The sequence below is a fragment of the Pseudacidovorax sp. NFM-22 genome, assembly GCF_021401245.1.
In the GTDB taxonomy this organism is placed as follows: domain Bacteria; phylum Pseudomonadota; class Gammaproteobacteria; order Burkholderiales; family Burkholderiaceae_C; genus Xenophilus.
Map to the genome: position 1 here is coordinate 161,888 of NZ_JACBFY010000005.1, position 19,365 is coordinate 181,252.

A 19,365-nucleotide genomic window follows, 5' to 3' on the forward strand; every position below is an offset into this window, starting at 1 on the left:
GCGCGCGCCGCACAGCCCACGCCGGAGGTCTTCCCTTGAGCGCCGTCATCCTGCCCCACCCCACCTTGCAAGAACAGGCACCGCCCGCGCTGTTCGAGCCCGAAAGCGCCAACCCCTACATCACGCGCGCTGCCGCGCTGCGCCCGCTGTTCGCCCGCGACGCGGCCGAGCGCGACCGCGCCGGCGGCCGGCCCTCGGCGCAGATCGCCCTGCTGCGCCAGGAAGGCCTGCTGGCCCTGCTGCTGCCCACGGCCGTGGGCGGCGAGGCCCAGCCCTGGTCCACCGCCCTGCGCATCACGCGACTGCTGTCGCAGGTGGACAGCTCCGTCGGCCACCTCTATGGCTACCACTACGTCAGCCTGCTCGGCCTGGGGCTGCGCCAGGTGCCGGCCCAGGTCGAGCCGCTGTGGCGCCGCTCCGCGCAGGCGCAATGGTTCTGGGGCAACACGGCCAACAGCTTCTCCAAGAGCCTGTTCGGGCGCCGCGAGGGTGACCACTTCGTGCTCGACGGCTTCCGGCCTTTCACCTCGGGCTCGCACGTGGCCGACTGGCTCTCCATCGCCTGGGAGGACGCCGCCACCGGCGAGCGCCGCACCGCCGCCATCGAGGCCGGCCGCGAAGGCGTGGTGATCGAGGACGACTGGGATGGCATCGGCCAGCGCCAGACCGGCAGCGGCCGGGTCAGCTTCCATGGCGTGCGCGTGCATGCCGACGAGGTTCTTGGCCCGCCCGCCCCGCTGGACCCGACCCGCGCGCCGGCCGAGCCCTGGCGCACCGTCACGCCGCTGTTGCAGCAGAGCGTGCTGCTCAACGTCTTCGTCGGCATTGCGCAGGGCGCCGTGCGCATGGCGCGCGACACGCTGCTGGACGCGCCCGCCTCGCGCCGGCTGCAGCATGACCCCGGCGTGCAGCGCCTGCTGGGCGAGCTGTGGAGCCGCACCCGCGCCGCCACCGCGCTGGCCGACCGCGCCCTGCGCGCCCTGGACGCCGCCACCGCACGCGGCGTGCACCTCACGGCCGAGGAGCGCGGCGAGGCCGCCGTCGCCATCGCCGCGGCCAACGTGCTGGCCGGCGAGGTCGCGCTGCAGGCCGCCACGGGCCTGATCGAAGCGCTCGGACCGCTGGCCGCCGACCGCGGCGCCGGGCTCGACCGTTTCTGGCGCAACGTGCGCATCCACACCCTGCACAACCCGGCCGAATACAAGGTCCGCAACGTCGGACGCCACTTTCTTTCGGGCCAGCCGCCCGCCCCTGGAACCTTCCAATGACCGCTCCCCGTCCCCGCCAGCTGCACCTCAACATCAACGCCCTGCACTCCGGCTTCGTGCCCTCGGCCTGGCGCCTGCCCGAAAGCGAGCCCGGCGCCTTCATCGACGTGCACCACTACGTGCGCCTCGCACGCATCGCCGAAGCCGGGAAGCTCGACGCGATCTTCCTGGCCGACAACGCGGCCATCGTCGACCAGATCGACTTCCGCCCCATCACCGCGCTTGAGCCCACGGTGCTGCTCACCGCCGTGGCCGCCGCCACCACCCACCTGGGTGTGATCGGCACCGCCTCCACCAGCTACAACGAGCCCTACAACATCGCCCGCCGCTTCGCCTCGCTCGACCTGGTCAGCGGCGGCCGCGCGGGCTGGAACGTGGTCACCACCGCCGACCTGCCCTCGGCCCGCAACTTCGGCCTGGAGGCCGTCCCCGACCATGCCCAGCGCTACCGCCGCGCCGACGAGTTCACCCAGCTGGTGAAGGACCTGTGGGACAGCTGGGAGGACGACGCCTTCATCGGCGACAAGGCCGCCGGCCGCTTCGTGGACCTGGCAAAGGTGCATCCGGTGCGCCACCGCGGCGAGTTCTTCTCGGTGCAGGGCCCGCTGAACCTGCCGCGCTCGCCGCAAGGCCGGCCGGTGCTGGTGCAGGCCGGCGCCTCGGCCGACGGCCGCGAACTGGCCGCGCGCCACGCCGAGGCCGTGTTCAGCGCCTCGCAGTCCTTCGAGGAATCGCTGGACTACGCCCGCGGCCTCAAGCAGCGTGCCGAGGCCCTGGGCCGCGGCCCCGACGCGGTGAAGGTGCTGGCGGGCCTGACCACCATCATCGGCAGCACCGAGGCCGAGGCCCGCCGTCGGCGCGACCAGCTGGTGGACCTGATCCCCTGGAACTACAGCCTTACCCGCCTTGCCGGCACGCTGGGCGTGCCCGTGGACAGGCTGAAGCTGGACGAGCGCCTGCCCGACGACCTGAGTCTTCCGGGCAGCGGCAATGGCAACCACACCTTCTTCCACGCCACGCTGGCGCATGCGCGACGCGGGCAGTTCACGGTGCGCGAGCTGATCCGCGAGCTGGCCGGCGGCGGCGGCCACCGCGTCATCGTCGGCACGCCCGAGCAGATCGCCGACGACATCGAGCACTGGTTCAAGGCTGGTGCGGCCGATGGCTTCAACCTGATGCCCGACCAGCTGCCGGGCGGTCTGCAGGACTTCGTGGACGGCGTGGTGCCGATCCTGCAGCGCCGGGGCATCTTCCGCACCGCCTACGAGGGCCGGACGCTGCGCGAGCACCTGGGGCTGGCGCGGCCGGCCGGCCGGGAGGCGACGCGTCGGGCCGCCTGAGCGCGCTGGTACGCACCCGCCCCCCGCTAAGCCCTACGGGCGCCCCAGCCGCGCACCCCTTCAGCCAGGGGCCGGCTGGCCTTGCTCCTGCGCCGCTGCCTCCAGCATCCAGTCGCGCAGTGCGGAAACCGCGGCGTCGGCTTCGCGTTCGGCGTTGAGCACCAGGGTGTAGTCGGGCGCACGCCAGGTCGTTGCGCGCAGTGGGCACACCAGCCGACCGGCCGCAAGATCGCGTTGGACCAGAGGCAGGGAGACCAGCGCCACGCCCAGGCCTTCCACCGCGGCGGCCTGCTGCAGGAACACATGCTCGAATTCCATCTGGCGCTCTGGCAGGAGCCGGGGCACGCCGGCCTCGCGCAGCCACTGCGCCCAGGCGCCCCGGGTGCTGGCGGAGTGCAGAAGGGTGTGCTGGCGAAGATCCTCCACGCTGCCGATGGGATGGTCACGCAGCAGCGCCGGACTGCAGGCCGGCAGCCGCTCGTCCGCCATGAGCCTGAGCGAGACCAGACCGGCGCCCTGCTCAGGCCCGGACCGCACGCCGATGTCGAAGGCATCGCCCACATAGCGCAGCTTGCGTGAGGTGGTCGACACCAGCACGTCGACGTCCGGAAAGCGCCGCTGGAACGCGGGCAATCGCGGCAGCAGCCAGCTTAGCGCGAAGCTGACCAGCGCATTGACCTTGACGGTTCCAGACACATGCGCAGCGAGCCTGCGATTGCGCAGCCGGGCGGAGCCCGCCGCCAGCCGGTCGAAAGCGGCGCCCACATCGGCGAACAGGGTCGCGCCCTCTGCGGTCAACTGCACACCGCGCGCGCGGCGCTCGAACAAGGGCTTGCCGAACCATTGCTCCAGCAGGCGGATCTGCTTGCCGACCGCCCAATGGGTCACGTTGAGCGCCACCGCCGCAGCCGCAAAGCTCCCGTGCGTGGCCACCGCTTCAAAGCTGCGCAATGCGTTGAGGGGCGGCACTTGACCACGGCCCGGCGCGCGCTCGGCAATCTCAACGGAAGAGGGACTTTTTCTCCCCATAGGCGCGAGATTATGTCTGTGGTGAGGCAGGCCACGCGGACTTAGCATCGAGCCCATGACGACACATCGCCTCCTCCCCGCCGACATGGCCGAAGGACGGCGAACCCTGTCGCAGCCGAAGCGCGTGCTCTGGGTGTCGTGCGTCGCCCATGCGCTGCACGACGGCTACACCGACCTGATCTATGTGCTGCTGCCGCTATGGCAGAGCGAGTTCGGTCTCGGCTACGGCGCGCTGGCCGTCCTGCGTGCGGTCTACGGTGGCACGATGGCCAGCCTGCAGCTTTCGGCAGGGCGGCTGTCGCAATGGATCGGACGGCGCACCACGCTGGCACTGGGTACGCTGCTTGCCGCCCTGGGCTACGCGGTCGCCGGCCTGTCGGGCAGCCTGCTCGGCCTGTGCGTGGCGCTGGCGATCTCGGGCGTCGGTTCGAGCACGCAGCACCCCCTGGCTTCGGCCGCCGTCTCCCAGGCGTACGGCGCGCGCGCCCGTGGTCCCCTGGGCATCTACAACTTCGCCGGCGATCTGGGCAAGGCCGCCCTGCCGGCCGCCATGTCCTTCCTGCTGGTCTGGATGCCCTGGCGACATGCGCTGTGGACGGTGGCCGGGGCAGGCCTGCTGGTTGCCATTGCCATTGCACTTCTGCTCCCGTCACAGGCGCGGCCTGCGCCGGCCGGGCATGCGCAGGAGCGCGGCCGCGGCCTTCCGGCATCGAACACGGGCTTCCGGCTTCTGCTGGCCATCGGCGTGCTCGACACCGCCGTGCGCATGGGCATGCTGACCTTCCTGCCCTTCCTGCTGCAGAGGAAGGGCATCTCACCGGCCATGCTCGGCACCGCCCTGGCACTGGTGTTCATCGGCGGCGCGGCGGGCAAGTTCCTCTGCGGCTGGCTCGGCGAGCGTCTCGGCCTGACCGGCACCGTGCTCGTCACCGAAGGTGGCACCGCGGTGTGCATCGTGGCCGTGATGCTGTGCCCCCTGTGGCCAGCGCTGGTCCTGCTGCCCCTGCTGGGGCTGATGCTCAACGGCACCTCGTCGGTGCTCTACGGCAGCGTGCCGGACATGGTGCCGCCCGATCGAACCGAGCGCGCCTTCGCGGTGTTCTACACCGGCACCATCGCCTCGGGGGCCGCGTCGCCCATCGCGTACGGCCTGCTGGGCGACCAGGTCGGCATCGTTGCGGCGACCTTCGCCACCGCGCTCACGGCCCTGGCGATCATTCCCCTGGCCTGGGTCCAGCGCTCGCACATGCGGTCAGAAGGTCCAGCGGGCCGATAGCCGCACGCTGCGCGGCTCCATCGGATGCACGTGGCGGTCGGCGATGCCGCCGCCGCAGCGGTCGGACAGCACCTCGCTCGCCGTGCACGAGGCATAGAAGTACTCGATGTCGTTGCCCTTCCTGCCCGCCAGGTTGAAGACCTGCAGTCCCAGCGTGAGCTGCCGGTTGACGGCATAGCTGCCGCCGAAGTTGAGCAGCACGACCGACCGGGATCGCACGCTGTCCAGCGTGTCCAGCGCCCGCCCGCCCATGTAGCGCAGCCGCAGCGTGGCTGTCCATGGACCCTGCTCCCACATGACGCCCGCGGCGGCCACCCGCTCGACGGCGTTGTCCACGAAGTTGCCCTCACCTTCCGGCGCTGCGCCGCGGAACCGGGCCCGGGACCAGGCCGCGTCGGCCTCCACGCGCCAGCGGCTGTCGATCCGCCAGCGCAGCGTCGCTTCCACGCCATGGCGCTTGCTGGCGCGCCCGGGCTCGGTGCTGCCGGCATCGCCGACATACACGAGCTCCGAGCCCAGTTGCAGCTGCCAAAGCGCCGCCGTGACGCTCAGACTGTCGTCGGGCTGGAAGCGCCAGCCCAGCTCCGAGCCGGTGCCCTTGACCAGCGCCGGCACCCGCTCGGCCGGCAGGCCGGTCTGCGGATCGAGCCGGATGGTGGCGCCGCGCACATCGTTGCTGTGGAAACCCTGCCCGACGTTGAGGTAGAGCTCGTGGGCCGGCGCGACGGTCCAGGCCAGGCCGGCCTTGGGCGACAGCAGCGACTGATGGCCGCGCCCACTGTTGAGGGCGCCGTACACCGGCTCGCGGCCCTGCACGTCGTAGCCCAGCCAGGTACCGCGCATCCCCACGTAGCCACGCACGTTCGCGCCGAACTCGACGAGCTGCTGGACATGCAGTGCGATTTGGTCCTCGGCCACCTTGTCGTTGCGAACGCTGCCCAGCCGCTGGCGGAACTGGGTCGGATAGAGCCCCACCTCGCCGATGCGATCGCCCCGCCATTCGGCGCCGAAGCTCAGCACGCCGTCCAGACCACCGATCCGGTTCGCGCGTCGGTGCGCGGCCTGCACGCCATAGATGCGGCGCCGGTCGGTCTGCTCGAACTGGTCGCCCTGCGCCGGGTTGGCCAGGAAGTAGGTGAAGTCGGAGAACAGATCGAAGCGGTAGTCGATGGCGTAGGCACTCAGTTCGGTGTCGCCCTCGGGCCCTTTGTCGAACCAGTTGGCCGACAACGACAGCCGGCGCGTACGCCCACCATCGGTAGGGTTCAGGCTGCCGAAGCGCGACAGTTCGCCGCTGTCCACCAGCCGCTGAGGGATCTGGTCCGTCGATGTCCATCGGCTCTGGTAGGCCATGCCCGTGACGCTGAAGCCACGGCTGGCGGAGCCCTGCGAATAGCGCAGCACGGCATTGGCCTTTCGAAGGCCTTCGGGCACCTGCCAGGGACCGTCATTGCCCTCCAGTTCCACAGCGCCCAGCCAGGTCCGGTCGTCCACCGTCTGCGAGCCTGCGGCCAGCAGGCGCCGCAGGCCGTTCTGCCCCAGCGTCAGTTCGGCGAAGGGCCGGTCGAGCACGCTGACGTAGTCCAGGCTGGCGCTGCCGGCCAGGGAGAAGTCGCCGCTGTCGGCAAAGTACGGACCCTTGCGATAGCGCACGCCCGAGACCAGCTCGGGAATCAGGAAGTTGAGATCCGCAAAGCCCTGGCCGTGGCCGTGCGTGGGCATGTTGACCGGCATGCCGGCCACCCGCACCGCGAAGTCGGTGCCGTGGTCCAGGTTGAAGCCCCGCAGGAAGTACTGGTTGGCCTTCCCGTCGCCCGAATGCTGGGTGGCCACCACGCCGGGCACCGCCTCGACGATGTCGCCCGGGCGCAGCTTGGGCCGACTCTGGAAGGAGGCCTGCTCGGCAGCACCTTCGCTGGCGCTGTCGGCCGTGCCGATGCTGGCATCGCGCGGCCCCTTGACCGCGATCTCGGGAAGATGGCCCTGTTCGGCAGTCTGGGCCTGCAGGGCCGGCGGATGGAGCAGGCTACAGGCGGCGGCCATCCAGGGCGATAGACGCGCAGCGGAAATCGGAGAAATCTTGAGCATGCGCAAATGTATGAAGAATTGCCGGTTCCTCATACGTTTCGGCCGCCCCATACGCCATCGGACGTATGTGACGCCGGCTCAAGTCAATGGGCTGAAGTGCCGGTGCGGCGCCTGGTCGCGCTTGCCGTGACGGTGGGCCTGACCTGCCGCCAGCGGCACCAGGTGGATATTGCCGTGCCGCACGCCACGCTGGGCCACCAGTTGTTCGGCCAACGCCTGTACGGCCGCTGTCGGCCCCCTCAGCACTGCGGTCTCCATGCAATGGTGATGGTCCAGATGGGTGTGAAGACTGGTGACGACCAGATCATGGTGGTCATGCTGCAGGTCGAGCACGCGGCTGGTGACGGTCTGCTCGTGGTGGTCGTACACATAGCTCACGTTGGCCACGCAGGCGGCGACACGGGCACGCGCGGTGCGGCGCTGCGCTCCGGCCTCCGCCAGCACCGCATCGCCGAGGCGCGCGCGGATCAGGTCGCGCACCGCCTCGGAACGGTTGGCATAGGCCTTGGCGGCGATGAAAGCGTCGAACTCTTTGGCGAGATCGTCGTCCAGGGAGATGGTGAAGCGCTGCATGGCGCCGATTCTTGCGCACCAGCGTGCGTCCCGCGCCTTTGCGGACGGTCGAACGGCGCTTCAGCCCACCAGCGCGGGCGGCACCGCGGCCAGCAGGCTTCGCGTGTACGCATGCGCCGGCCGCGCCAGCACTTCGTCCACCGGCCCCTGCTCCACCACGCGGCCCTGGTCCAGCACCACCACGCGGTCGGCCACATGCCGCACCAGGTTGATGTCGTGCGAGATGAACAACAGCGCCGTGCCGAGCCGCGACTGCAGTTCGCCGATCAGGTCGATCACCTGGGCCTGGATGCTGACGTCGAGCGCGGAAACCGGCTCGTCGCACACGATGAGCTGGGGCTCGGCCGCCAGCGCGCGGGCGATGGCCAGGCGCTGGCGCTGGCCGCCGGAGAGGGTGCGCGGCAGGCGGTCCAGCAAGTCGGCGGCCAGGCCCACCTGGGCCAGCAGCCCGCGCACGCGGGCATCCCGCACTTCGCCACGCAGCCCGGGCAGGTTCTGCGTCACCACGTCGCGCACGCAGTAGCGCGGATCGAAGCTGCTGAGCGGATCCTGCGGGATGTACTGCAGCTTGGGCCGCAGGGCGCGCCGTGAAGGCTCGGGCCGGCCCGACCAGGGCTGGCCCAGCAGCTGCACATTGCCCGCGTCGGGCTCGTCCAGCCCGAGCACGATGCGCGCACAGGTGGACTTGCCGGAGCCCGAGGCACCGACCAGCCCCAGCACCTCGCCGGCCCGCACCTCGAAGGACACATCCGCCAGCGCCACGAAAGCCGGCTGCGCCCGCAGGCCACGTCGCCGGTAGCGCTTGCCGATGCCCTGCACGCGCAGCACCGGTTCGCCGGCCGGCGGCTGCCGGGGTGGCAGCGGCTCGCGCTCGATGCGCACGCGCGGCGGCACCGAGCCCTCGTCGCGCACGAAGCGGGCCGAGGCCAGCCGGTTGCCGCGCGAGGACGCCGAGGGCACGGCGGCGATCAGCTGCCGGGTGTAGGCCTCGCGCGGCCAGGCCAGCACCTCGGGGGTCGGGCCAGACTCCACCACACGACCGGCGCGCATCACGATCATCCGGTCGGCAATGCCGGCCACCGCCGACAGGTCATGGCTGATCAGCAGCAGCCCCGCCCCGCTCGCACGCACGCGTTCGGCCAGCAGGCCGATCACCTGCTGCTGCAGCGCGGCGTCCAGCGCGGTGGTGGGCTCGTCGGCAATGATCAGGCGCGGCCCGGCGGCGATGGCGGCCGCGATCAGCGCGCGCTGGCGCAGCCCGCCGGACAGCTCGTGCGCATGCTGGTGCAGGCGCTCTCCGGGCTCGGGCATGCCCACCTGCGACAGCGTGTCGATCACCCGGCGGCGCACGGCCGCGCGGCCGCGCAGCAGGCGGTGCTGGGTCAGCACCTCGCCCACCTCGGCGCCGATGGGCCGCAGCGGATCGAGCGAGACCAGCGCGTCCTGCATCACCAGCCCCGCGAAGGTGCCGCGCAGGCGGCGCCAGTCGGCCGCGGCGAAGGCGCGCGCGTCGGCACCATCGATCAGGAAGCGCTCGGCCTGCACCTGCGCGCCCGGGCCGGCCAGGTCGATCAGGGCGCGGGCGGTGACGCTCTTGCCCGAGCCCGATTCGCCCACCAGGGCCACGCATTCGCCGGCCTCGATGCGCAGGTCCAGCCCCTCGACCACGGTGCGCAGTCCGCCCGCGACGGGAAAGCGCACCTGCAGGCCGCGCACGTCCACCAGCGGTGTTGCCGCCTGTGCTTCAACGCTCATGACGACCGCCCCGCCCCTCGAAGCGCCGCTGCAGCGCCTGCCCCAGCACGGTGAAGGCCACCACGGTGAGCGTGATCGCCACGCCGGGGAACACCCCGGGCCACCAAGCCACGCGCAGCACGTCGCGGCTTTCGGCCAGCATCACGCCCCATTCGGGCGTGGGCGGCTGCGGGCCCAGGCCCAGGAAGCTCAGGCCCGAGGCGGCCAGGATGGCGGAGCCCACATGCACCGTGGCGGTGACAGGCACCGCCACCAGCACGTTGGGCAGCAGGTGGCCCACGAACACCTGCCAGCGGCTGCGGCCGTAGATGACGGCCTGCGTCACGTAGTCGGCGCGGCGTACCAGCTGCGTCTGCGCCCGCACCACGCGGCCGAACTTGGGGATGCCGGCGATGCCCACGGCGATGGCGATGTTGGCCAGGCCCGGCCCCAGGAAGACCACCACCAGCATGGCCAGCAGCACGCCGGGAAAGGAGGAGATCACGTCGAAGACGCGCGACAGCCCCTCGTTGGCGAGGCGATGGCGCTGACCCGCCAGCAGGCCCAGCAGCACGCCCACGCCCACGGCCAGCGCGGTGCTGCCCAGGCCGATGGCCAGGGAGTAGCGGGCGCCATGGACGGTGCGCGCCAGCACGTCGCGCCCGAGCCGGTCGGTGCCGAAGGGATGCTCGACCGACGGCGGCTGCAGCACGGCCAGGAAGTCGCCCTCCAGCGGATCGTGCGGCGTGAGCCAGCGCGGCGCCAGTGCCGCCACCGCAAGAAGCACCAGGAAGGCGGCCGACAGCAGCACGGCCACGGCCGTGGCGGAGGGACGGCGCAGCCGCCAGCCAGCACGCCGCGGCGCATCCGTGCCGGCGCCGGGCAGAAGAAGTTCGGGAATCGCACTCATGGGGAAGACGCCAGACGGGGATCGATGAGCAATGCCAGCAGGTCCAGCAGCGTGGAGGCCACCACATGGACGAAGGCCGCCAGCAGCACCACGGCCAGGACCACCGGCACGTCGTGGCTGAGCACCGCGTTGAGGGTGACGGTGCCCAGGCCGGGCCGGCCGAACACCTTCTCGGTGATCACGGCGCCGCCCAGCAGCCCGCCGATGATCCAGCCGCCCAGCGTGAGCAGCGGCAGCGCCGCATGCCGCAGCACATGGCGCAGGCGCACCGCCGCCTCGCCCAGGCCGCGGGCCCGCACGGTGACCACGAAGGGCTGCTCCAGCGCCTTGTCCATGGCCTCGCGCAGCACCTGGGCCAGCAGGCCCGCCGTCGGCAGCGCCAGCGCCAGGGCCGGTAGCACCAGCGAACGCCAGCCCTCCGCGCCCGACACCGGGAACCACGGCAGCGTGAACGAGAAGCCGATCAGCAGCAGGATGCCCAGCCAGAACACCGGCGTGGAGGCGAAGGTCAGTTCCAGCGCACCCGCCACGCGACGGCCCAGGCGCCCCGGCCCGGCCGTGAGGCTGCCCACCAGCACGGCCAGCACCAGCGCGATCAGCCCGGCCGCCAGCGCCAGCTCGACGGTCGGCCCGACCTGCGAGGCCACCAGCCCGGCCACCGGCTGCCGCAGCGCATAGGAGGTGCCGAAGTCGCCCTGCGCGATGCGACCCAGGAAGGCCAGGTACTGCGCGCCCATGCTGCGGTCCAGCCCCCATTCGGCGGCGATGGCCTCGCGCAGGCCGGGATAGTCCAGGTCGCCCGCCAGGATGTCCTGCACCTCACCCGGCAGCGCATGCAGCGCCACGAAGGCGGCGGTGGTGCTGCCCCAGGCCACCAGCAGGCCGGCGGCCAGACGCGAGAAGACGATGCGCCACATGCCCGTCATCGGCTCAGGGCGCGGTGGCCAGCCACACGTCGTGGAAGTTCGATGGCGAGTCGAGCTGCGTCTCGAACGAGAGGCCGCGCACCGTGCTCTTGGCCGCCAGCTGGTAGTTGGCCGCGAACAGCGGCACGATGATGGCTTCGTCCACCGCGTGACGCTGGGCCTCGTCCACCAGCTTCTTCTTCTGCGCCGGGTCGGTGGCGGCCAGGGCGTCGTTGATGTAGCCGAACAGCACCTTGTCGCCCTTGTCGGCCACCGCGCGGATGAAGCCGCCGTCACCGATGTTGCCCTGCAGCTCCTGCGCCGCATCGGCCGGCAGGTAGGTGTTGGGATAGATGGTCCAGGTGCCCTTCTGCAGCTGCTGGGCCCATTCGCCGGCGGTGATGAAGCGCAGGCGCAGGTCCAGCCCCACGTTCTTGCGCAGCTGCGCCTGCAGGCCCTGGATCAGCACCTCGCGGTTGTCGCGCACGAAGGGTTGCGGATAGCCGACCTCGATGGCCAGGCGCTGCCCCTCCTTGCTGGTGCGGAAGCCCTCGGCATCGCGGCCCGTCCAGCCGGCCTCGTCCAGCGCGCGGTTGGCGGCCTTGGCATCGAAGCGCCAGCGGCCCTCCAGCGCCTCGTTGTAGAAGTGGTTGTCCGGGCCGATGTTGGACCAGGCCCGGCGGTAGGTGCCGCGGTAGACGCTCTTGACCAGCGCATCGATGTCGGCCCCGTCGCGCAGCGCGCGACGCACCCGCACGTCGGTGGCCGGCGCGATGGTGTAGTTGATGTTGAGCGTGAAGGCCGTCTGCGCGCCGGCCGGCCCCACCAGGAACTGGAAGCCCGGCTGGTCCTTGAACAGGCCGATGTCGGTGGGCTGCACGCCCTCGATCACGTCCACCTGGCCCGACTTGAGCGCACCGGCGCGCACCGCGTACTCGGGCAGGAAGCGCACCGTCACCTTGTCGAGGTAGGCCGGCCCCTGGTGCGCCGCATAGCCCGGCGCCCAGTCGTAGCGCGGGTTGCGCACGAAGGTGGCCGACTGGCCACGCGTGTAGCTCTCGAACACGAAGGGTCCGCTGCCGGCCAGGGCCGGGCCGCCGCCGCACAGCCCGTCGCCCGAGCGCAGCGACTTGGGCGAGATCAGCCCCAGCCGCACACTCGCGATGGACTCCAGCAGGCTCGAATCGGGCCGGGACAGCTTGAGCTGCACCTCGGTGGGCGACAGCACCTGCACCTCTTCCACCGCCCGCAGCAGCTCGCCCGAGCCATTGGTGTTGCGCGTGTCGCGCACGAAGTCCAGGTTGAACTTGACGGCCTCTGCATCGAGCGGCGTGCCGTCGTGGAACACGATGCCCGGCTTGAGCTTGAAGCGGTAGGTGCGCCCATCGGCCGACACCGACCATTCGCGCGCCAGCCAGGGCAGGAACTTGCCGCCCTGCCCCTTGGCCACCAGCGAGTCGATGTAGTTGCGGATCAGGATGTAGGAGTTCTGCTGCGACGAACGGTGCGGGTTGAAGCAGATGGGGTCGGTGGTGACGCCGAAGGCGATCTCGCCGCCGCTGCGCGGCGCCTGGGCGTGGGCAGCCGCCGTGCCGGACAGCAGCATGGCGCCGGCGAGCGCGCGCCAGACGGATGCGCCGGGGCGCCGGGTCGGGGAGGAAAGGGGAGAAGACATGGAAGCCACCGCAAGGAAAGAGCGCGTGCAGCCACGGGGTGCCTGCCGCAAAGCCTGCGATTGTTGAAAGCGTCGACCGAGTGGCCAACGAAGGCTTTCGCAGAAGCATCCTCGCGCCGGGCAGAAGCAGCGCACTTCGCCCGCCGTCGCGATCTCGCAGATGTCTCTCCGGCCCGAAGGGCGAAGCGCCCGTCGATCGCCGCCCTACCCGGCGAGCGCCTGCCGCAGGTAGACGGCCGTCGCGCTCTCCGACGAGGTGGCAGCGACCTGCGCGGGCGTGCCCTGCGCCACGATGCGTCCGCCTTCGGCGCCCGCGCCGGGCCCCATGTCGATCACCCAGTCGGCCGCCGCCACCACACGCATGTCGTGCTCGACGACCAGAACCGTGTTGCCGGCGTCCACCAGCCTCTGCAACGGCGCCATCAGCCGCTCGACATCCGCCGGGTGGAGGCCGGTGGTGGGTTCGTCCAGGATGTAGAGGGTGCCCCCACGCGGCACGCGCTGCAGTTCGGTGGCGAGCTTGATGCGCTGGGCCTCGCCGCCCGACAGCTCGGTCGCCGGCTGGCCCAGGCGCAGGTAGTCCAGCCCGAGTTCCCCGAGCAGTTGGAGCGGTGCCGATATGCGGGGCTCCCCCTCGAAGTGCACCCGTGCCTCCTCGACCGTGAGGTCGAGCACCTGCGCGATGTTCTTGCCATTCCAGGTGACGGCCAGGGTGTCGGCGTTGTAGCGCGCGCCGTGGCAGGTGGGGCATGGCGCATACACGCTCGGCATGAACAGCAGTTCCACGCTGACCGAGCCCTCGCCCTCGCACGTCTCGCAACGCCCCTTGGCGACGTTGAAGGAGAAGCGCCCCGCGTCGTAGCGCCGACGACGCGCCAACGCCGTCGAGGCGAAGAGCTGCCGGACGGCGTCGAACAGTCCGGTGTAGGTCGCGAGGTTCGACCGGGGCGTGCGACCGATCGGCTTCTGGTCCACCTGCACGAGCCGGCGCACCGCCTCGGCGCCGGCGCCCAGCTGGCCCGCCATGGGCGTGGCCCAGGCTTCGGCGCCGACCTCCGGCACGTCCTCGTCGGACGCCGGGCCTTGGCCGAGCCGCTGGCCCAACAGGTCGGCCAGCGCCTGGCTGACCAGCGTGGACTTGCCCGAGCCGGACCGGCCGGTGACAGCACACAGCACGCCGAGCGGAATGCGGACGTCGAGGTCGCTCAGGTTGTTGCGGCGGATGCCTTCGAGCGCCAACCAGTGGGTGGGCGAGCGGCCGCGACCGACCGGGGGATGCCGGTCCGCGCGGAGAAAGCGCGCGGTGACTGAGCGCTCGACGGCCGCGAGCCCCTCGGGCGGTCCACTGTAGAGCACTTCGCCACCGCGGCTGCCGGCCCCGGGCCCGACGTCGACGATCCAGTCGGCGCGCCGCATCGTCTCCACATCGTGCTCCACCACGAACACCGAATTGCCGTTGCGCCGGAGTTGCGCCAGCGCATCCAGCAAGGCTTCACCGTCGGCCGGGTGCAGGCCGGCCGATGGCTCATCGAGCACGTAGACCACGCCGAACAGGCTCGAGCGGATCTGCGCCCCGAGGCGCAGGCGCTGCAGTTCGCCGGGCGAGAGCGTCGGCGTCGACCGGTCCATGGTCAGGTAGCCCAGGCAGAGCGCGAGCAGGGTCTGGATGCGCTCGCGAATCTCCGTGGCCAGCCGTTGCGCGGCCAGGCGCTTCTCCTGCGACCCTTCGGGTGTGCGGCGCACGTCGGGCGCCGTGGCGTGGGACGCCTCGCCCCTTGCAGACCGGGCAGCGCGCGCCGCGCGGGACTGCGCCGCGCCGAGCGTCTGCGAGGGGCGCGTCGTCGCCGCAGCCCGCCCTTGCGCCGCCGCGTCCAACAGGTCGTGCACGGCCGCCAGCGGCAAGGCGGCGACCTCGCCGATGTCGTGCCCTTCGAAGGTCACCGACAGCGCCTCGGCTTTCAGGCGCTTGCCCTGACACGCCGGGCACAACCCGCCGACCATGAACCGCGACACGCGCCGCTTCATGAGTTCGCTCTGGCTGGTGGCGTAGGTGTGGAGCACGTAACGGCGTGCGCTGGTGAAGGTGCCCTGGTAGCTCGGCGCCAGCTTGCGACGCAGCGCCTGGCGGGTCTCGGCCGGCGTGAAGCCGGCATAGACCGGGACCGTGGGCTGCTCGTCGGTGAACAGGATCCAGTCGCGGACCTTCTTCGGCAGCTGGTGCCAGGGCGTGTCGACGTCATGGCCGAGCGTGACCAGGATGTCGCGCAGGTTCTGGCCCTGCCAGGCCGTGGGCCAGGCGGCCACGGCGCGCTCCCGGATCGTCAAGGACGGGTCGGGCACCATCGACGCCTCGGTGACGTCGAAGACGCGGCCGAGGCCGTGGCAGGTCGGGCAGGCCCCCTGGGGCGTGTTGGGCGAGAAGTCCTCGGCATAGAGCATGGGCTGGTCGGCCGGGTAATGCCCTGCGCGGGAAAACAGCAGGCGCAGCAGGCTCGACAGCGTGGTCAGGCTCCCGACCGTGGAGCGCGAGCCCGGCGTGCCGCGCGACTGCTGCAGCGCCACGGCGGGCGGCAGGCCGTCGATGCGGTCGACGTCGGGCACGCCCACCTGGTCGATCAGGCGCCGGGCGTACGGCGCCACGGAGTCGAGGTAACGCCGCTGAGACTCGGCGAAGAGGGTGCCGAACGCCAGTGACGACTTGCCCGAGCCGGAGATGCCCGTGAACACCACGAGGGCGTCGCGCGGAATGTCCACGTCGACGTCGCGAAGGTTGTGCTCGCGCGCGCCGCGCACGCGCACGAAGCGATCGATATCCGTGTGCTCTGGCGCGCTGGTGCGTGCCGACGTCTTCGACGCGCCCGCGTCCGCGGCTGCGCCTGGCGCTGGCCTGGCGGGGGATTTCTGGCTTGCAGGTCTTTGCATGTGCCCACTGTGCATGCGGGCCGCCGTGGCAGGGACGGAACATGCCGGCTACTGCTATAGGAAATGGCGCGGCCTGCCGCGCTTATGCGCGCCCACAGCAAGCAAGCGCGAAAAACGTCGTTGGCGGCGCAGGCCGCCCCACCTAGGCTTCGACGCTTTACACACTGCACGGATGCGCCGCACGCCACCGCCTACGGGCCTCGCGCATTCGCGGCCGCGCCGACCCGCCTGCCTTCCCATGTCTTCAGACCGCCCCGACGCCGAGTCCCTGGCGCAACGCTTCCGCCCCCTCTTCCAACAGATCGCCGAGGCCGCGCCGCGCCGCGAGCACGAGCGCCGCCTCGCGCACGACGCCATCGATGCGCTTCGGCAGGCCGGCTTCGGCGCGCTGCGCGTACCGCGCGAGCACGGCGGCCTGGGTGCCAGCCCCGAGCAGCTGTTCGATCTGCTGATCGAGCTGGGCGCCGCGGACTCCAACCTCGTCCAGGCATTGCGGGCGCACTTCGGCTTCGTCGAACGCCTGCTGTCCGAGATCGACGAAGGCCATCGGGCGCCCTGGCTGCGCCGGGTGGCCGACGGCGCCATCTTCGGCAACGCCACCACCGAAGCCGGCGACGGCCAGCTCGGCCGGCTGCAGACCCGGCTGTTCCGCGAGGACGGACGCTGGCTGCTGGAGGGCGAGAAGTTCTACAGCACCGGCACGCTGTATGCCGACTGGGTGGGCGTGACGGCGCGCATCGACGGCCCCGAAGCACGCGAAGGCTGGCGCACCCTGGCCCTGGTTCGCACCGACACGCCGGGCGTGGAGCGCATCGACGACTGGCACGGCTTCGGCCAGCGGCTCACGGCCTCGGGCACCACCCGGCTGCATCGCGTGCCAGTGCCCGACGACCAGGTGCTGCAGTTTCCAGCGCAGGGCGCCACGTCGCAGACGGCGGTCTTCCAGCTGGTGCACATCGCCACGCTGGCGGGGATCGCCCAGGCCATCGTGCGCGACGCCACGGCCTTCGTGCAGGCACGCCGGCGCAGCTTCAGCCATGGCAGTGCCGCCTCCCCGCGCGAGGATCCGCTGGTGCAGCAGGTGGTGGGCCAGTTGGCCAACGCGGCCTGGCTCGGCCGCCTGGCCGCACAGGACGTGGCGCGCGGCCTCGGCGATGTCGACCGCCTGCGCCGTCGCGGCGAGCCGGTGCCCGAGTCGCTGCTGGTGGACGTGGAACTGCGCGCCAGCCATGCGCAGGTGGCCACCACCGAAGCGGTGCTCAACGCGGCGACACGCCTGTTCGACGTGGGCGGCGCCAGCGCGCTGAACGAAGACCTGCGGCTGGACCGCCACTGGCGCAATGCGCGCACCCTGGCTTCGCACAACCCGTCCATCTACAAGGCCCGCGCCATCGGCGACCACGCGCTCAACGGCAGCCGGCCCACCTTCTACTGGTCGGTGGGCACGGCGGCGGGCTAAGGAGGCGTGAACGAACCCGTCATGTCCGCTCTTCCTGCCAAAACGCGCCCACTCCGCGTTGCAAATGCTCGCCATAGCCCGAGCTATGGCTGCGCTTTGCGCCTTGATTGGCCGCGTTTTCGCAGCCCGCTCGGCCACGCCGGATTCATTCACACCTTCTGAGGCGGCGGATCGCGCAAAGCTGCTTTTCGGCGGCCGGCGCGCCGCCGCTGCGGGGCGCGCCCACACTGGCGCGCCATGAACAAACGCGACCTGTTGCGCGCGCTGGGCGGCGCCGCGCTCCTGCCCGCGCCTGCACTGCTGCATGCGCAGACGCCCTTCCCGAGCCGCCCCGTCACCCTCGTCGTGCCCTATGCCGCCGGCGGACCGACCGATGTGCATGCCCGCGTGATCGCCAACCGGCTCTCAGCCATCTGGGGCCAGCCCGTGCTGGTCGAGAACCGGGGCGGGGGCGGCACGCTGATCGGCACCCAGTACGTGGCCAAGGCGCCCGCGGACGGGCACACGCTGCTGCTCACCGCCTATGCCTACACGTCCAACCCCATCCTGCGAAGCAGCATGCCCTATGCGGCCGATGCGTTGAAGCCGCTGGTGAAGATCGGCGCGAACGGACTGATCCTGTTCGTCTCGGGGCGCTCGTCGATGAAGTCGCTGGCCGACGTGGTGGCGCTTGCGCGCTCGGGGCCGGATCGCCTGCGCCTGGCGTCGTCGGGCAATGCGTCGAGTCCGCACATTGCGCTGGAGCTGTTCGCCAGGGCATTGAACACGCGCATCACCCACGTGGCCTACCGCGGTGCGGCACCGGCCAAGAACGACGTCATCGCCGGCGTGGTGGACGGCATCTTCGACGGCACCTCGTCGATGCCGCTGGCCCGCGCGGGCCAGCTTCGCGCCATCGCCATCGCGGCGCCGCAGCGCCATCCGGCCGCGCCCGACGTGCCCACCTTCCGCGAGCAGGGCGTGGACCTGCTCTATGCCACCTGGTACGGCATGCTGCTGCCTTCGGGCGTGCCCGACGCGCTGACGCTGAAGATCAACGCCGACATCCGGCGCGCGCTCGACGATCCGGGGGTACGCGCCGCGATTGCCGAAACGGGCCTGCAGCTGTCCCCCGGCACGCCGCAGCAGTTCGCCAGCTTCCTGGACGGGGAGTCGCGCAAGCTGCGCGCGCTGGTGGACAGCGGGGTGCGCATCGACGTCGAGTAGCCGGCAGCCGCCATGCGCTGCGCGGCTATCGACATGCGCTTTGCTTCGTTGGCGCGGCGTAAGGCGCAACGCACAGTGGCGACCCCGTGTTCGCACACTCTGCTCTTCGCTGCTTCATGCCTTTCTCCCTTCGCCGCCGTGCCGCCATCGCCGCGCTCTCGCTGTTCTCCCTCGCCACCCTCGCGCCCGCCACGCATGCCCAGGACAAGGCGGCCATCAAGGTCGGCATCTCGGTCGGCAATGCCGAGAAGATCTTCGAGGTGGTCAAGAAGGTCGCGGCCCGCGACGGCCTCGACGTGCAGGTCGTGGTCTTCAACGACTACCAACTGCCCAACGCGGCACTGGCCGCCGGCGATCTTGACGCCAACGCCTTCCAGCACCAGCCCTTCCTGGACAACCAGATCAAGGCCCGCGGCTACGACATCGTGCCCGTCGGCCTGACCATCACGGCGCCGCTGGGCTTCTACTCGCGCAAGGTCAAGTCGGCGCAGGAACTGCCCGAGGGCGCCTCGGTGGGCATCCAGAACGACCCCTCCAACGGCAACCGCGCGCTGCTGCTGCTGCAGTCGGCCGGCCTGCTCACGCTCAAGCCCGAGGCCGTGAAGAACAACACCGCCACCCCACTGGACGTGACGGCCAACCCCAGGAAGCTCAAGCTGGTGCCGCTGGACGCCGCGCAGTTGCCGCGCTCGCTGGACGACCTGACCATCGCCTCGATCAACAACGACTACGCCGAGAAGGCGGGCCTGTCCTTCGTGCGCGATGCGGTCATCAAGGAATCGCCGCAGGGCCCCTATGCCAATCTGATCGCCGTGCGCCGGGCCGACAAGGACAAGCCGTGGGCCAAGAAGCTGGTCGCGGCCTACCAGTCGGCCGAGGTGCGGCGGTTCATCGAGACGACCTTCAAGGGCGCGCTGATCCCGGCGTTCTGACGCCGCCCCCTGCGCGCCTGGACGTCCCGGCCGACACCCGCGCCGGGG

Annotated in this window: 14 protein-coding genes; 6 read left to right on the top strand and 8 right to left on the bottom strand. The window is 71.3% G+C overall.

The annotated features are described in order from the left end of the window. Positions 1-35: 35 nt before the first annotated feature. Together L0984_RS18355 and L0984_RS18360 are read left to right on the top strand one after the other, a co-directional pair. A complete protein-coding gene (locus L0984_RS18355) occupies positions 36-1,268 on the top strand; it encodes an acyl-CoA dehydrogenase family protein (protein ID WP_234195215.1) in 1,233 nt (410 codons plus the stop codon). Then, positions 1,265-2,608 carry an LLM class flavin-dependent oxidoreductase gene (locus tag L0984_RS18360; protein ID WP_234195216.1) on the top strand — a complete coding sequence of 448 codons (1,344 nt, stop codon included), beginning with the start codon at positions 1,265-1,267 and terminating at the stop codon, positions 2,606-2,608. Before L0984_RS18355 ends, L0984_RS18360 begins: the two co-directional genes overlap by 4 nt. A 60-nt stretch (positions 2,609-2,668) precedes the next feature. On the opposite strand, the gene L0984_RS18365 is transcribed toward L0984_RS18360, so the two are convergent. Continuing rightward, on the bottom strand, positions 2,669-3,637 hold the full coding sequence (locus L0984_RS18365; RefSeq protein ID WP_234195819.1) for a LysR substrate-binding domain-containing protein: 969 nt from the start codon (positions 3,635-3,637) through the stop codon (positions 2,669-2,671). Between the two features lie 85 nt (positions 3,638-3,722). Here L0984_RS18365 and L0984_RS18370 point away from each other — a divergent pair, with 85 nt between their 5' ends. Beyond that, positions 3,723-4,913 (top strand): MFS transporter, encoded by a 1,191-nt coding sequence (locus L0984_RS18370; RefSeq protein ID WP_234195821.1) that lies wholly within the window; start codon positions 3,723-3,725, stop codon positions 4,911-4,913. Here the strand turns inward: L0984_RS18370 and L0984_RS18375 are convergent. The 7 genes from L0984_RS18375 to L0984_RS18405 form a co-directional block, all read right to left on the bottom strand. Further along, positions 4,890-6,956 carry a TonB-dependent receptor gene (locus tag L0984_RS18375; protein WP_234195823.1) on the bottom strand — a complete coding sequence of 689 codons (2,067 nt, stop codon included), beginning with the start codon at positions 6,954-6,956 and terminating at the stop codon, positions 4,890-4,892. The two genes, L0984_RS18370 and L0984_RS18375, sit on opposite strands and share 24 nt — an antisense overlap. Before the next feature lie 123 nt (positions 6,957-7,079). Then, positions 7,080-7,574 carry a nickel-responsive transcriptional regulator NikR gene (gene nikR / locus L0984_RS18380; RefSeq protein ID WP_234195217.1) on the bottom strand — a complete coding sequence of 165 codons (495 nt, stop codon included), beginning with the start codon at positions 7,572-7,574 and terminating at the stop codon, positions 7,080-7,082. 60 nt (positions 7,575-7,634) lie between these two features. After that, on the bottom strand, positions 7,635-9,329 hold the full coding sequence (nikE, locus tag L0984_RS18385) for a nickel ABC transporter ATP-binding protein NikE (RefSeq protein ID WP_234195218.1): 1,695 nt from the start codon (positions 9,327-9,329) through the stop codon (positions 7,635-7,637). Further along, the gene (locus tag L0984_RS18390) at positions 9,319-10,218 is read right to left on the bottom strand and encodes an ABC transporter permease (protein ID WP_234195220.1); all 900 of its coding nucleotides are present in this window, start codon (positions 10,216-10,218) and stop codon (positions 9,319-9,321) included. The genes nikE and L0984_RS18390 overlap by 11 nt, the downstream gene beginning before the upstream one ends. Then, positions 10,215-11,135 carry an ABC transporter permease gene (locus tag L0984_RS18395; RefSeq protein ID WP_234195221.1) on the bottom strand — a complete coding sequence of 307 codons (921 nt, stop codon included), beginning with the start codon at positions 11,133-11,135 and terminating at the stop codon, positions 10,215-10,217. Before L0984_RS18395 ends, L0984_RS18390 begins: the two co-directional genes overlap by 4 nt. Positions 11,136-11,148: 13 nt before the next feature. After that, positions 11,149-12,798 carry an ABC transporter substrate-binding protein gene (locus tag L0984_RS18400; protein ID WP_234195223.1) on the bottom strand — a complete coding sequence of 550 codons (1,650 nt, stop codon included), beginning with the start codon at positions 12,796-12,798 and terminating at the stop codon, positions 11,149-11,151. 204 nt (positions 12,799-13,002) lie between these two features. Continuing rightward, on the bottom strand, positions 13,003-15,720 hold the full coding sequence (locus L0984_RS18405) for an excinuclease ABC subunit UvrA (protein WP_234195225.1): 2,718 nt from the start codon (positions 15,718-15,720) through the stop codon (positions 13,003-13,005). A gap of 238 nt (positions 15,721-15,958) precedes the next feature. Here L0984_RS18405 and L0984_RS18410 point away from each other — a divergent pair, with 238 nt between their 5' ends. From L0984_RS18410 to L0984_RS18420, 3 genes are all read left to right on the top strand, one after another. Then, positions 15,959-17,179 carry an acyl-CoA dehydrogenase family protein gene (locus tag L0984_RS18410; RefSeq protein ID WP_234195227.1) on the top strand — a complete coding sequence of 407 codons (1,221 nt, stop codon included), beginning with the start codon at positions 15,959-15,961 and terminating at the stop codon, positions 17,177-17,179. A 237-nt stretch (positions 17,180-17,416) separates the two neighbouring features. After that, a complete protein-coding gene (locus tag L0984_RS18415) occupies positions 17,417-18,385 on the top strand; it encodes a tripartite tricarboxylate transporter substrate binding protein (RefSeq protein ID WP_234195229.1) in 969 nt (322 codons plus the stop codon). Between the two features lie 116 nt (positions 18,386-18,501). After that, positions 18,502-19,317 carry a MetQ/NlpA family ABC transporter substrate-binding protein gene (locus L0984_RS18420; protein WP_234195231.1) on the top strand — a complete coding sequence of 272 codons (816 nt, stop codon included), beginning with the start codon at positions 18,502-18,504 and terminating at the stop codon, positions 19,315-19,317. Positions 19,318-19,365 lie beyond the last annotated feature (48 nt).

Coding starts and splice junctions, on each gene's coding strand:
- L0984_RS18360 (WP_234195216.1), top strand. CDS start 1,265: ATGACCGCTCCCCGTCCCCGCCAGCTGCACCTCAACATCAACGCCCTG.
- L0984_RS18365 (WP_234195819.1), bottom strand. CDS start 3,637: ATGGGGAGAAAAAGTCCCTCTTCCGTTGAGATTGCCGAGCGCGCGCCG.
- L0984_RS18370 (WP_234195821.1), top strand. CDS start 3,723: ATGGCCGAAGGACGGCGAACCCTGTCGCAGCCGAAGCGCGTGCTCTGG.
- L0984_RS18375 (WP_234195823.1), bottom strand. CDS start 6,956: ATGGCCGCCGCCTGTAGCCTGCTCCATCCGCCGGCCCTGCAGGCCCAG.
- nikR (WP_234195217.1), bottom strand. CDS start 7,574: ATGCAGCGCTTCACCATCTCCCTGGACGACGATCTCGCCAAAGAGTTC.
- nikE (WP_234195218.1), bottom strand. CDS start 9,329: ATGAGCGTTGAAGCACAGGCGGCAACACCGCTGGTGGACGTGCGCGGC.
- L0984_RS18390 (WP_234195220.1), bottom strand. CDS start 10,218: ATGAGTGCGATTCCCGAACTTCTTCTGCCCGGCGCCGGCACGGATGCG.
- L0984_RS18395 (WP_234195221.1), bottom strand. CDS start 11,135: ATGTGGCGCATCGTCTTCTCGCGTCTGGCCGCCGGCCTGCTGGTGGCC.
- L0984_RS18400 (WP_234195223.1), bottom strand. CDS start 12,798: ATGTCTTCTCCCCTTTCCTCCCCGACCCGGCGCCCCGGCGCATCCGTC.
- L0984_RS18405 (WP_234195225.1), bottom strand. CDS start 15,720: ATGCAAAGACCTGCAAGCCAGAAATCCCCCGCCAGGCCAGCGCCAGGC.
- L0984_RS18410 (WP_234195227.1), top strand. CDS start 15,959: ATGTCTTCAGACCGCCCCGACGCCGAGTCCCTGGCGCAACGCTTCCGC.
- L0984_RS18415 (WP_234195229.1), top strand. CDS start 17,417: ATGAACAAACGCGACCTGTTGCGCGCGCTGGGCGGCGCCGCGCTCCTG.
- L0984_RS18420 (WP_234195231.1), top strand. CDS start 18,502: ATGCCTTTCTCCCTTCGCCGCCGTGCCGCCATCGCCGCGCTCTCGCTG.